The sequence below is a fragment of the Flavobacterium artemisiae genome (genome assembly GCF_042678225.1).
Taxonomy (GTDB): domain Bacteria; phylum Bacteroidota; class Bacteroidia; order Flavobacteriales; family Flavobacteriaceae; genus Flavobacterium; species Flavobacterium artemisiae.
Genome location: NZ_JBHUDZ010000012.1, coordinates 1,026,561 through 1,039,186 on the forward strand (window position 1 = coordinate 1,026,561; position 12,626 = coordinate 1,039,186).

Sequence of the window (12,626 nt, forward strand, 5' to 3'; positions counted from 1 at the left end):
TAAAAAATGCTTGACATGTTATATACATTTTCAAAAGCACTAATTCATGTAGCGACAGCAATCGACGAAGCTTATTACGAAGGAAAAGAAAATGAGCTTGAGAATATAGAACTTACTTCTGATCAAATATTAGAAACCATGAACATAGACAATCTTACGATTTGCTATAAAAGTACTGGGATCGAAAATTTTACTATCAAAAACATTGAGCAGGTTTTAAAACAAAATTATATTAAAAATGATTTTAAAATTCTGGATGTCATTGTGCGTAAAAATTGTGCGTATTTAAAAGTGATACACGGTATTCCATTCAGCGGCAGTAATAAATGTTACGGAACTTCTTTTTCGATAAATTACATGGAGCCAAATAATGGAGTCGCAGTATATGGCTTGGATACAAAAAATGCGAACGAAAAATTGGTTTTTAAAGAAATTGCAGAAGAAATTATCAGCGCAATTTCATAAAAATCTTCTTTATCATTCTTTCAAAAGCTCTTTAAAACTCCTTTAAAATGAGAAGACTACCTATATATTTTTTAATTGATATTTCAGAATCAATGGTTGGCGAACCAATTCAACAGGTTGAAGAAGGATTAGCAGCCATAATTCAGGCATTAAAAACAGATCCGCATGCTTTAGAAACTGTTTTTGTGTCGATTATAGTTTTTGCAGGTCAGCCCAAAACATTGGTTCCGTTACAAGAAATAGTTAGTTTTTATCCTCCAAAATTCCCTATCGGAAGTGGTACATCTTTGAGTAAAGGTTTAGGGCATTTAATGTTCGAATTAAGAAATAATATTGTAAAAACAACTTATGAAGTAAAAGGAGATTGGAAACCAATTGTGTTTTTATTTACAGACGGTGCTCCAACAGATGATACAAAAGCAGCTATAAATGAGTGGAAAAATAATTGGCAGCGAACGGCAAATTTAATTGCAGTTTCATTTGGAAACGAAACAGACAATCAATTGCTTGGAGAGCTGACAGAAAACGTACTTCATTTTAAAAATACTAACGCACAGTCTTACAAAGAGTTTTTCAGATGGGTTACAGATTCTATAAAAACCAGCAGTATTAGTGTCGAAAATAATTCATCAGGTTTTGAATTGGCAAAATTAGACGGCGAAACACTTTCTAAAATAGACTTGACCAAGACAGAACCAATTAAACAATATGTTGATGATAATTATGTGGTTTTAAACGGAAGATGTCAAAATACCAAAAGACCCTATTTAATGAAGTATCGCAAAACTCTTGCGCCGTCAATTTATGCAGGTGTAGAGCTGGCTTCAAAAAATTATAAATTAGTAGGCGCTTATCAGGTTGATAATTCTTATTTTGAACTGGCAGACACTACTAATTTCAATACCAAAGTTAATACAGAAGAACTTATTGGAGGTCCGACTTGCCCATGCTGCGGTAATCAAATTGCATTTGCTGTTTGTATTTGTGAAAAAATACATTGTATTGGAGACGAAGAAATCAGTACTTGTCCTTGGTGTAACAATCAAGGTTCTTACGGTTGCGGTGAAGGTGGTTTTGATGTAAATAGAACACAAGGATAATATTTATTATGGAAGAGACCAAAAGATATCTTCAATCCTTTTTATCTCAAAATAAAGTAGATATCCCAGAAAGTAAACAGCATCTTTTTGAGGATTTTATCCATAATGAATCAAATATTAATGCCGTAAAATTAATTAAGGAAAAACAGCAGATGATTATGAATAATTGGAAGTTGAAAAATCGAATTGATGACATTTTAAATCAGTCTGTTTTTCTACCAAACGGAACTGTCAATAAAACATATGAAGCAAAAATTGATTTTGAGCAATTAGAATGGCAGGATGTTGTTTTTTACGAAATTAAAAACCTAGAAGATACAGGACTTATATTTGATACAGACAAAAAAATCATTCACGGAATTCCTAAAGTTAATGGTGATTTAAAAATAAAATTCCTTTTCAAAATAAAGATAGATAAAGACGTTGAAGAATCTCCGTTAAACGAGAAAATCATCACGCTGATTATTAATCCAGATCCCAAATCATTGTGGAAAAGCATTGAAAGTGATGCAGCAGCTCCATTCAGTAAAAAAGATATTGAAGCGATTTCGGATAGATTTTTAGATAAAAAAATGGTTGCCGTTTCCAAAAGAGGAAGAAGTCACGCCAATGTCGGCGGATTTAGAGAAGACGATTTTAACGTTGCTAATTTCTCAAACGGCTGGAGTTTAATAGCCGTTTCAGATGGAGCCGGTTCTGCTTCTTTATCCAGAAAAGGTTCAAAATTAGCTTGCGAAACTGTTGTTCAATATTTTGAAGAAAATTTAGAAAAAGAAAATCTAAATGAATTTGACGAACTGCTTTATAATTATTACAATAAAACAGACGAGGAATCGATAACAAAAATAAACCATTTGGTTTATGACCTTTTATCCAAAGCAGCTCATTTTGTCAATCAAAAAATAGAAGAGTTTGCTAAAAATATAGATGAAGAAATAAATAAATTTCACGCTACCTTAATTTTTGCTCTAGTAAAAAAATATGAGTTTGGTTATGTAGTTTTGACTTTTGGAGTCGGCGATTGTCCAATTACTTTAGTTAATAAAGATCTCACGTCAGTCACATTAATGAATACGATAGATGTTGGTGAATTTGGCGGCGGAACACGATTTATTACAATGCCGGAAATTTTTCAAAATGAAAAATATGCATCACGTTTTGGTTTTAAATTATTGAATGATTTTTCATATTTGATGTTAATGACAGACGGAATTTACGATCCGAAGTTTGTTGTGGAAGCTAATCTCGAAAAAATTGAAAAATGGCAGGCGTTTTTGTCCGATTTAAATGGAAATAATGACGATAATGCCAAAGTTGATTTTAAAAATGATTCAGATATAGCAAGGCAGCTTTCTACTTGGATGGATTTTTGGAGTCCTGGAAATCATGATGACAGGACTTTAGTTATAATTTATTAAATCATGAATATAGTTACAGTACAATCCATTAACGATACCAGCAAGTCTTATCAATTTGAAGATAATGGCGAACCGATGCGTGGCGGGGTTAAAGACGTTTATTTTAGTCCAGACAAAAGATACGTTGTTGCTATTTTTAGAGAACAGCTCGATGATAACCAAAAAGAAAGACTACAACGAATAACCAATAAATATTTTGATCAAATTCAAAAAGGAGAAGCCAGTGATTTTTATATCAATGATATATTCAGATGGCCTACAGACGTGATTACGTATAAAGGCTTGACAGGAGTTATTGTACCGCTTTATAAACCTAAATTCTTCTTTAGAAAAGGATATCAAACCAGCGATTTAATTCAAGGAAAAGAAAAACACGGATTATGGTTTTCGAGTTCAAAATTTAGAAACCCGCATTATCCTTTGCGTATTGCAAATTCAGAATTAGGAGACTGGCTGAGTTATTTTCAGATTTGTGTAAACCTTACGCGCGGTGTCAAAAAAATGCACGCAATGGGTTTGTCGCATTCCGATTTATCACATAATAATGTTTTGGTAGATCCGGTTGAGAAAGCGGCCTGTATTATTGATATCGATGGTTTGGTCGTTCCCGGATTATTTCCTGCCGAGGTAATCGGAACTCCTGGTTTTATAGCTCCAGAAGTACTTGCAACAAAGCATTTACATAAAACAGATCCTGAAAGAAAACTGCCAAACAGATTAACCGATCTGCATTCGCTGCCCATTTTAATTTACATGTTTTTATTGCACAGACATCCTTTAAAAGGCGGAAAGGTTCATGATCTTGATACCGAAAAAGATGATCTGTTATCAATGGGAGAAAAGGCAATTTTTATAGAACACCCGACAGATGCAACTAACAGACCTAAAATCAATCAGGTTTCAAAATGGGATTTACCTTGGGCAGATAGCAGTAAATTGCCATATACTATTACAGGACCCTACTTAAAAGCGTTATTTGATAAAGTTTTCATAGACGGACTTCATAATCCGATGTTAAGACCAACTGCAGAAGAGTGGGAAACAGCACTTTTGAAAACTACAGATTTAATGCAGAAATGCCATAATACTTACTGCGAGCAAAAATGGTATGTTTTTGATAATACAAACAGACCAAAATGCCCTTTTTGCGGTACGCCTCATGAAGGAACATTGCCAGTTTTAGATCTGTATTATCAGTTTCAGGAAACAACTTGGAAACCCGAGAATCATAGATTGATGGTTTATAACGATCAATATTTGTTTCAATGGCATGTTAATCGTAATATTGCCAGAAATGAGAAATTAACCCCGCTGCAAAAAGTGCCGGTAGGTTATTTTACGTTCTTTAAAGACAAGTGGGTAATGGTGAATCAGAAACTAACATCTTTAAAAGATTTAACAGAAAACAAAGAAATTCCGATAGGAACAATGGTTGAACTTACACACGGGAAAAAAATACTGCTTTCTAATGAAGAAGGAGGAAGAGTAATCGTAGTAACAATGGCCAATACATAACTTTAAAAATTAACTTAATTAATATCTAAAATGAATCAACACCCAATCTTTTCGGAACATCCCGGTTTAATTGTCGTTTTCGCGATTGCAGTAGTCATTATGCTTTTACTGGATTTAGGAATCTTCAACAAAAAAAGCCACGTCGTATCAAATAAAGAAGCGATTACGTGGTCATTAGTATGGATCAGTTTAGCCATGATTTTTAGTGGTTTAGTATATCACTATGCCGGAGCAGCAAAGTTCTATGAGTTTCAATCAGCTTATTGGATAGAGAAAGCACTTTCTGTAGATAACCTATTTGTATTCATATTAGTATTTAAGTTTTTTGATGTAGCCAATCAAAACAAACATAAAGTATTGTTTTGGGGAATTATTGGAGCCTTGGTTTTAAGAGCGATATTTATATTCTCTGGAGCATTCTTAATAGAATTAACTTATTTAAACAAACTTTTAAGCCTTGCAGGAATAGAAGGATTTAAGTATGATATTAACTTGATTATGACTGCTTTTGGTTTATTCTTGGTTTATGCAGGAATCAAATCATGGTCTTCTGGTGACGATGATGACGATGAAGATTACAACAACACAAGAGGAGCAAGATTAATTAGAAAGTTTTTTAGCGTAAGCGATAAATACGACGGCGATAAATTCTTTACATTCGAAAACGGAAAAAAATTGGCAACACCGCTTTTAGTAGTTGTGGCAGTAATTGAGTTTACCGATTTGTTATTTGCAGTAGATTCTATCCCGGCAATTTTTGCAATTTCAAACGATCCGTTTATTCTTTACACCTCTAACATCTTCGCAATTTTAGGACTTAGAGCATTGTTTTTCTTATTAGACAACTTCATTCACCTGTTCAGTAAATTACAATACGGATTGGCAATTATCTTGTCATTTATCGGAATCAAAATGATCATTTCTCCATTTTACCACATCGATTCAATTTATTCGTTATTGGTAATCGGAGGCGTATTGATTATTTCAGTAATAGCATCTATTATGTTCCCTGAACCAAAAGAAGCTTAATTCAAAATTTAGCGCAAAACAAATTCCTGCGTTTATATAAACGGATTGATATTTAGTATCAATCCGTTTTTTTGTGTTTAAGAAATACAAAAGCGATTGGTTTTGAGGAGCGAAACTTCAATTAAAAGTTATACTTTTGCACTTTCAAAATCGTAATTCAAAAAGAAGCATATTCAAAAAGCTTTTACATGCGATAATTTAATAAACAACAATGGTTTAGTAAACCATTCTATTTTACAGCAATCAAGTTATGCTTAACATACACAATCTTTCTGTTTCTTTTGGAGGAACCTATTTATTTGAAGAAGTTACTTTTCGTTTAGGAGCCGGCGACCGCGTGGGTCTTGTCGGTAAAAACGGAGCCGGTAAATCTACAATGTTAAAAATGTTAGCAGGAGATTTTAAACCAGATTCTGGAGTAATTTCTCAAGAGAAAGATATCAGAATGGGATTCTTGCGTCAAGATATTGATTTTGAGCAGGGAAGAACCGTTTTGGAAGAAGCGTATGAAGCTTTTACAGAAATTAAAGTTGTAGAAAAAAAACTAGAACAAATCAATCATCAATTGGTTACCAGAAGCGATTATGAAAGTGAAGAATACGGACAGATAATCGAAGATCTTTCGGATTATACACACCGTTTTGAACTTCTTGGAGGGTATAATTATGTTGGAGATACAGAGAAAATCCTTTTAGGTTTAGGTTTCAAAAGAGAAGTTTTTAATAACCAAACCGAAACCTTTTCTGGAGGATGGAGAATGCGTATCGAATTGGCGAAATTATTATTACAGTCCAACGATGTATTGCTTCTGGATGAGCCAACCAACCACTTAGATATCGAGAGTATTATTTGGTTAGAAAACTTCCTTCGCAATTATCCTGGAGTTGTTGTAATCGTTTCGCACGATAAAATGTTCTTGGATAATGTTACCAACAGAACAATCGAAATCTCTTTAGGAAAAGCATACGACTTCAATAAACCTTATTCTCAGTATTTAGAATTGCGTCATGAAATTCGCGAAAAGCAATTAGCGACTCAAAAAAATCAGCAGAAAAAGATTGAAGAAACAGAAAAATTAATCGAGAAATTCCGTGCAAAAGCTTCAAAAGCTTCTATGGCGCAATCGTTGATTAAAAAATTAGATAAAGTAGAAAGAATCGAAGTTGACGAAGACGATAATTCTGTAATGAATATCTCTTTTCCAGTTTCTAAAGAACCAGGAAAAGTAGTAATCGAAGCAGAACATGTTACAAAAGCTTACGGCGATAAAACGATTCTTAAAGACATCAGTTTATTAGTAGAAAGAGGAAGTAAAATTGCTTTTGTCGGCCAAAACGGACAAGGAAAATCGACTTTCATTAAAGCATTGGTAAACGAATTTGAATACCAAGGAAATATCAAATTAGGACATAATGTACAATTAGGATATTTTGCTCAAAATCAAGCCGAATATTTAGACGGAGAAATCACATTGTTACAAACAATGGAAGATGCTGCAACTGACACCAACCGTATGAAAGTGCGTGATATGTTAGGTTCGTTTTTATTTCGCGGAGACGATGTAGAGAAAAAAGTAAAAGTACTTTCTGGAGGAGAACGTAACCGTCTAGCGCTTTGTAAATTGTTATTACAGCCAATCAATGTATTGCTGATGGATGAGCCAACGAACCACTTGGACATTAAATCTAAAAACGTTCTGAAGGCGGCACTTCAAAAATTCGGTGGCACTTTATTATTAGTTTCTCACGACAGGGATTTTCTTCAAGGAATGTCGAATATTGTTTACGAATTTAAAGATCAAAAAATAAAAGAATATCTTGGAGACATCAACTTCTTCTTAGAACAGCGTAATCTTGAAAATATGCGCGAGGTTGAGAAAAAAGATGTTGTAAAAACGGCTGCTCCGGTAAAAGAAGCAAGCAAAGTTTCGTACGAAGATCAGAAGAAAACAAAAGCGCTTCAGAACCGTTTAAGCAAAATCGAAAGTCAGATTCAGCAGTTAGAAAAAGACATTCAGCACAATGACAAAATGCTGGAAAGTAATTACGATAAACATATCGAAGATGCCTCTTTTTTTACAGCTTATAACAAAAAGAAAGCAGACTTAGAACAATTATTAATGGATTGGGAAATCGTTCAAGAAGAGATTGATAATTTTAAAGCTTAGTTTTTTGTTTTAAGGTTTCAACTTTCAAGTTTCAGGTTTCAAGTTTTCGCACGTAACTTGAAACCTGAAACTTGAAACAAAAAAACTACCCAATAATCCCAATAGATTTAGAATGTTCAATCGCTTGACTGCTTTCTTTAAAATAGCAAACCGAAACATTAAGACTTTCTAAATTCTGCAGTATTTTTTGAACTTCTTTTTTAGGCGAACTGCCTGTTTGTCTAATATAAACTGCAATCACAGTAACCGGGAATATCTTGCAGATTCTTTCATACAGCATCGGATCATGTTGCGAATCGTCGCCCATTAAAACATATTTTAAAGTTGGATAAAACTCTACAACATGTTTAATTTTTTCGAATTTATGATCGTGATTTCCTCTTCCGCTCATAAAAAAATCAGTGATTCCTCGTTTAATATCTTTTAAAAGAAAAACCGCTTTTGGCAATTTATGAATTCGCGTAAATTTTCTAATAAAGCGATACAAATTCCATTCACTGCTCGAAATATAGAAAAATGCATTTACCTCTTCCGTATTGGTTCTGCCTGCCGAACTCAAAGCCTGATAATGCGCAACAACATCTTTAAAAACCCTGCGGTCGTTCACATTTTTAAAAAGAAGAATATAAAGTTTTCGGAAGAAATTATTTGTATGAGAAATTAAAAAGGTATCATCAATATCCGAAATAATTCCAAGCTTGCCTTTGTGAGGTCTAATAAAGCTGCCATTACAGATTTTGGTTTCAGTTCCGTATTTTAAACTCACTTCATAAGGCATCCATCCAAAATGAGTTTCCTTTTCAAGCGGAATACAAAATTTAAAATAACCATCATCCAATGTTTTGGTGTGAATTACTTGGCCATTGTAATGAAGATAAACGTCAAAATTTTTGATCGTTTTTATTCGGAACAATTTTAGAATCGAAGTAGCATTTTTTAGCTTCCTTTTCTCAAAATCATAATTATGTTCCCTTTTTAAAACATGTCCCATTACAATTAATTCTTGTTCGTTTGCATAACCTCGATATAATTGTAAAATTGGTTTCATTAATTCCGTATATTTATGTAACTGTAATTTACTTAATATAATTGGTTTTAAAAATAAAATTTTGAAAAAGAACGTACTCTTTGTCGTAAATCCCATCTCTGGAGATTTGGACAAATCGGATTTAATAGAAGCTGTTCAAGAATTTGCAGCGACAAATCATTTTGATTTAGAAGTTTATGAAACAACTGGAAAGAATGATTTAAAAGAAATTCAAAAAATATACGATCAATACATTCCTGAACGAATAGTTGTTGCAGGCGGAGACGGAACAATCAAAATGGTCGCCGAAGCAATGGAAGAACACGATGTAATTATCGGGATTCTGCCAGCGGGTTCTGCAAACGGCCTTTCGGTAGATTTAAACCTGCCAGCCGGAATAGAAGAAAACCTTAAAATTGCCTTTTTAAATCACTATATCGAAATGGATATGATTTGCATAAACGGCAAAAAAAGCATCCATTTAAGCGATTTGGGATTGAATGCAAACTTGGTTAAAAACTACGAAAATAGCGATGTAAGAGGCTTTTGGGGATATGCATTGCAGGCTTTTACAACGTTGAAAGAATCGGAAGAACCTTTTGTAGCAACAATTTCGGCAAATAATAAAGTGGTAGAACATACTGCCAGAATGATTGTAGTGGCCAATTCGCAGAAATACGGAACAGGTGTAATTATCAATCCGAATGGCTCTATGAACGATGGAAAGTTTGAATTGGTAATCTTAAAAAGTCTCGATTTGCTTTTAATCGGAAAAATTATCACAGGAAATATGCCGATTGATTCCGACGATATTGTAATTATTTCGACAGATAAAGCAACTATTGAAACCGATTATCCTGTTAATTTTCAAATTGACGGCGAATATTGCGGCGCTCAGAAATCTTTAGAAATTCATATACTGCACAAACAAATGAAATTGGCTGTGCCTTGATTATTTAAAAGGATTTCGTTCCTGCCATTCTGTTTTTGGCTCCAAATAATTAAAAAACCTAGAAATGTTATGGTTTATTAATGCATTACTGTGCGTAATTAAACCATACATTTTTACAGGTTTTGCACCCACAGAACTTTTAATTTCAAGTGCCGTTCTGGCGAAAACAATTTCTTTAAAGCCTTTTTTGATAGAGTAGGCGATCATGTCGTACAACATGTTTAGATACAACATTTTTTCGCGTTGTACACTTTCATCATAACCTAAAAAATACGTGTCCATCGTATCTCCGTTTTTAATTAACGTATTAAAACCAATTAGTTTTTCGTCAACGAAATAACCATAGAGCAAAAAGTTTTCGCCCATAATTTCTTTGAAAAAGCTAAAATGATTTCGAGCTAGAAAAAAAGTATTAAACGGCGCATTTTTGGCTACATGAAAATACAAATCGTAGAGTACATCTTCGTATCGTTTTATATCCGACAAAGACAATTGCTGTTTCGTAATTCCTTCCGATTTTTTTCGGGCGCGTTTGTATTGATCGCGGTATTTTTTTGACAAAGCGTCGATATAATCCTGTTCGTTTTTCCAGTTTTCTCGAATTTCAAAAACCATATTTGGCTGCGTCGAAAAAGTATAGTTGTTTTTAAATTCAGCTTGCAAAGGTTTGATTTCTTCTGCAGTAAAATCTTTGACGCTCGTAATATGAACTTTTTTACCGCTTTCTTTCAACTCTTTTTTAAGCTGATTAATCGCTTTATGAAGTGTTTTTACGGCTTTAGATTCTTTGATGTTTTTATCAAAAATAAATGCATTTTGACCTGTGAGCATATTATTTCCGACAAATAATACATGCGATGCAAAATTTTTAAGTGCAAAATTTCGAACCGAAGTTTTCAGGCATTTATCGCGTTCTCCAAACGATTCTAGTTTTTCTGCAAATAAAAATTGCGTTAAAACAATTCCAACAAGTTTTGTTTCTTCAAAAAGTCCGATAAAATGACACGTCATGTTTACGGGGCAGGAATTTTCTAAAACTTCGAGATATTCACGCGTAAGAAATATATTGTCAACAGCCAGCAGATTCCATTCAGAAGGCAGCGAAGAAGTGTTTTTGTAAATCTGGAAAGAGTAAGTTGTAGTCAAAAGTGCGATGTAATTTCATCAAAATTAGATAATATTTATAATAACGAAATGGCTTTAAGTTATTATTAAGAAAAAACCCGTTTTAAGATTTAACTTCAAACGGGTTTTAAGAATTTTGATTATGCAAAAGCACAGATAATACCGCCCATCAGCGTAAGCGTAACAAGCCAGTAACCTGAGTTTACAAAAATATATTTCCAAGATTTTCTTTCAAACAAACCATTAATTCCAATTAGCGGAAACGCAAAAAATAATCCAGACATAAAGCCGTGAAGCGCACCATGTTTAAACGTTCTATAAGCCATTCCGTAATCAGCCATAAAAGCCGCAAACGATGGTTTTGCACTCTCCAGCTTCGGCGGTCCGCCAACCATTCCGATAGCTCCAGATTGATGAATGGTAAGCGACATTAAAATAACGGTAATCATTAACGAAAAAATATACGTTAATCCGAAGATTTTAAGCATATTTCCTTTTTTAAGATCTTCTTCGGTTAGATTATTTTCTCTCATCCAGATGGTTTCGAACACTTTTGGATTGTACCAAACAAAGCCAACTATCAGGGTAACAATTGCAGAAACGAATAATGCGGTAAATTTAAATTCCATAATATGAGGTTTTTAGAGTTAGTTAATTCAAATGTAATGAAAAAGCAAATAGACAGATGATTTTTTTGAACATTACACAAAAGTGTTAATTTATTTTTTGTTAACACTTTATCGACAAAATACCTGTTTTCATGTATGAATTTTCTATTTTTGTCGAGAAATTTGATGTAAGCCCCCTCATGAAAAGTCTAATCGCTTTTGTTTTAATATGTTTTTTTTCGATCCAAATTGGTGCAAAGCCAGTGTCGGAAAAAGATAAAAACGCGTTGCTTGCTTTTTATTATGCTGCAAACGGAAATGACTGGAAAATAAAGTGGGATTTATCAAAGCCCGTAACCAATTGGCACGGAGTTGAGATTGAAGACGGAAAAATAATCGGAATTTCTTTAGCGGATAATAACCTCAACGGACAAATTCCTGAAGCTTTTTTTGATTTAACGAATTTGGTAGCGATCGATCTTCATAAAAATAAGTTAGAAGGAAATTTAGCGTCTTCAGTAGGGAATTTAAAAGAGCTGGAAGTTTTAAATCTGTCTCAAAACAAATTATCAGGAAGAATTCCAACTGCTATTTCAGAATTAATAAAACTCAAAGATTTAGAGCTTTTTAAGAATGATTTTACAGGCGAATTACCGACTCAAATTGGAAAATTGAAACAGCTTGAAATTCTTGTTCTGTCTAATAATCAAATTCAAGGTGTTTTACCTGTTTCGATTTATAAAATGGATCATCTGCGGGTGCTTCTTTTAAACGGAAATAAATTATCAGGTTCACTAAACAGCGAAATTGCAAACTTTGCAGTATTGCAGAATCTAAGTTTGTTTGATAATAATTTTGAAGGAGAAATTCCGAAAGAGCTTGAAAAGTTAGCTGATTTGTCAGAAATAAATCTTTCGTATAATAAATTCAGCGGACAAGTTTCTCGAAATCTGGCGCTCTTAGATGCTTTAAATATGACCATGCTGGACAAAAGCGGGAATCCGTTTTTGCTCGAAATACATGAAGAAAATAAATTACAATAATTCCCAAAAATTAATCGTGCTTATGAATGAATTTTACTCTCGTTAACAAGTTGATTAAATATATTTAGTTAATTGCTGAAACCGTAACTTGTTACGGTTTTATGTTTTTTAGAAGGTAAATTTTCTTCAAAAAATAACATTTAATTTGGAACCTATTTTTTATGTTTGTCTAAATTT

General features: G+C 33.3%; 11 protein-coding genes. 8 read left to right on the top strand and 3 right to left on the bottom strand.

What is annotated here, in order from left to right; genetic code table 11:
* Positions 1 to 15 precede the first annotated feature (15 nt).
* The 6 genes from ACFSC2_RS15165 to ACFSC2_RS15190 all read left to right on the top strand — a co-directional run bounded on the left by ACFSC2_RS15165 (position 16) and on the right by ACFSC2_RS15190 (position 7,694).
* Positions 16 to 465 carry a hypothetical protein gene (locus ACFSC2_RS15165; RefSeq protein ID WP_379814548.1) on the top strand — a complete coding sequence of 150 codons (450 nt, stop codon included), beginning with the start codon at positions 16 to 18 and terminating at the stop codon, positions 463 to 465.
* A 47-nt stretch (positions 466 to 512) separates the two neighbouring features.
* Entirely contained in the window at positions 513 to 1,565 is a 1,053-nt protein-coding gene (locus tag ACFSC2_RS15170; RefSeq protein ID WP_379814546.1) for a TerY-C metal binding domain-containing protein, read from the top strand.
* 8 nt (positions 1,566 to 1,573) lie between these two features.
* Positions 1,574 to 2,983: a PP2C family serine/threonine-protein phosphatase gene (locus ACFSC2_RS15175; RefSeq protein WP_379814544.1), complete on the top strand. Its 1,410-nt coding sequence runs from the start codon at positions 1,574 to 1,576 to the stop codon at positions 2,981 to 2,983.
* A gap of 3 nt (positions 2,984 to 2,986) precedes the next feature.
* Positions 2,987 to 4,498, top strand: coding sequence for a helix-hairpin-helix domain-containing protein (locus tag ACFSC2_RS15180; protein WP_379814542.1), 1,512 nt, complete (start codon positions 2,987 to 2,989; stop codon positions 4,496 to 4,498).
* Positions 4,499 to 4,528: 30 nt separating this feature from the next.
* Positions 4,529 to 5,527: a TerC/Alx family metal homeostasis membrane protein gene (locus tag ACFSC2_RS15185; protein ID WP_379814540.1), complete on the top strand. Its 999-nt coding sequence runs from the start codon at positions 4,529 to 4,531 to the stop codon at positions 5,525 to 5,527.
* A 250-nt stretch (positions 5,528 to 5,777) separates the two neighbouring features.
* Complete coding sequence (locus ACFSC2_RS15190; RefSeq protein WP_379814538.1) at positions 5,778 to 7,694, top strand: ABC-F family ATP-binding cassette domain-containing protein; 1,917 nt, start codon at positions 5,778 to 5,780, stop codon at positions 7,692 to 7,694.
* 85 nt (positions 7,695 to 7,779) lie between these two features.
* Here ACFSC2_RS15190 and ACFSC2_RS15195 read toward each other — a convergent pair whose 3' ends face one another.
* Positions 7,780 to 8,742, bottom strand: a complete 963-nt coding sequence (locus tag ACFSC2_RS15195; RefSeq protein WP_379814536.1) for an App1 family protein — start codon at positions 8,740 to 8,742, stop codon at positions 7,780 to 7,782.
* 61 nt (positions 8,743 to 8,803) lie between these two features.
* Between ACFSC2_RS15195 and ACFSC2_RS15200 the strand changes: the two genes are divergently transcribed.
* A complete protein-coding gene (locus ACFSC2_RS15200; protein WP_379814534.1) occupies positions 8,804 to 9,673 on the top strand; it encodes a diacylglycerol/lipid kinase family protein in 870 nt (289 codons plus the stop codon).
* Here the strand turns inward: ACFSC2_RS15200 and ACFSC2_RS15205 are convergent, their stop codons facing one another.
* Both ACFSC2_RS15205 and ACFSC2_RS15210 read right to left on the bottom strand, forming a co-directional pair.
* A complete protein-coding gene (locus ACFSC2_RS15205; RefSeq protein WP_379814532.1) occupies positions 9,674 to 10,819 on the bottom strand; it encodes a GNAT family N-acetyltransferase in 1,146 nt (381 codons plus the stop codon).
* Between the two features lie 119 nt (positions 10,820 to 10,938).
* Positions 10,939 to 11,427: a DUF1761 domain-containing protein gene (locus tag ACFSC2_RS15210; RefSeq protein WP_379814530.1), complete on the bottom strand. Its 489-nt coding sequence runs from the start codon at positions 11,425 to 11,427 to the stop codon at positions 10,939 to 10,941.
* Between the two features lie 179 nt (positions 11,428 to 11,606).
* Between ACFSC2_RS15210 and ACFSC2_RS15215 the strand changes: the two genes are divergently transcribed.
* Positions 11,607 to 12,449: a leucine-rich repeat domain-containing protein gene (locus tag ACFSC2_RS15215; protein WP_379814528.1), complete on the top strand. Its 843-nt coding sequence runs from the start codon at positions 11,607 to 11,609 to the stop codon at positions 12,447 to 12,449.
* Positions 12,450 to 12,626: the final 177 nt, after the last annotated feature.

Bases quoted from the DNA above. Each gene is read 5' to 3' on its own strand.
- ACFSC2_RS15165 (WP_379814548.1), top strand. From the start codon at position 16: ATGTTATATACATTTTCAAAAGCACTAATTCATGTAGCGACAGCAATC.
- ACFSC2_RS15190 (WP_379814538.1), top strand. From the start codon at position 5,778: ATGCTTAACATACACAATCTTTCTGTTTCTTTTGGAGGAACCTATTTA.
- ACFSC2_RS15185 (WP_379814540.1), top strand. From the start codon at position 4,529: ATGAATCAACACCCAATCTTTTCGGAACATCCCGGTTTAATTGTCGTT.
- ACFSC2_RS15170 (WP_379814546.1), top strand. From the start codon at position 513: ATGAGAAGACTACCTATATATTTTTTAATTGATATTTCAGAATCAATG.
- ACFSC2_RS15195 (WP_379814536.1), bottom strand. From the start codon at position 8,742: ATGAAACCAATTTTACAATTATATCGAGGTTATGCAAACGAACAAGAA.
- ACFSC2_RS15215 (WP_379814528.1), top strand. From the start codon at position 11,607: ATGAAAAGTCTAATCGCTTTTGTTTTAATATGTTTTTTTTCGATCCAA.
- ACFSC2_RS15180 (WP_379814542.1), top strand. From the start codon at position 2,987: ATGAATATAGTTACAGTACAATCCATTAACGATACCAGCAAGTCTTAT.
- ACFSC2_RS15175 (WP_379814544.1), top strand. From the start codon at position 1,574: ATGGAAGAGACCAAAAGATATCTTCAATCCTTTTTATCTCAAAATAAA.
- ACFSC2_RS15210 (WP_379814530.1), bottom strand. From the start codon at position 11,427: ATGGAATTTAAATTTACCGCATTATTCGTTTCTGCAATTGTTACCCTG.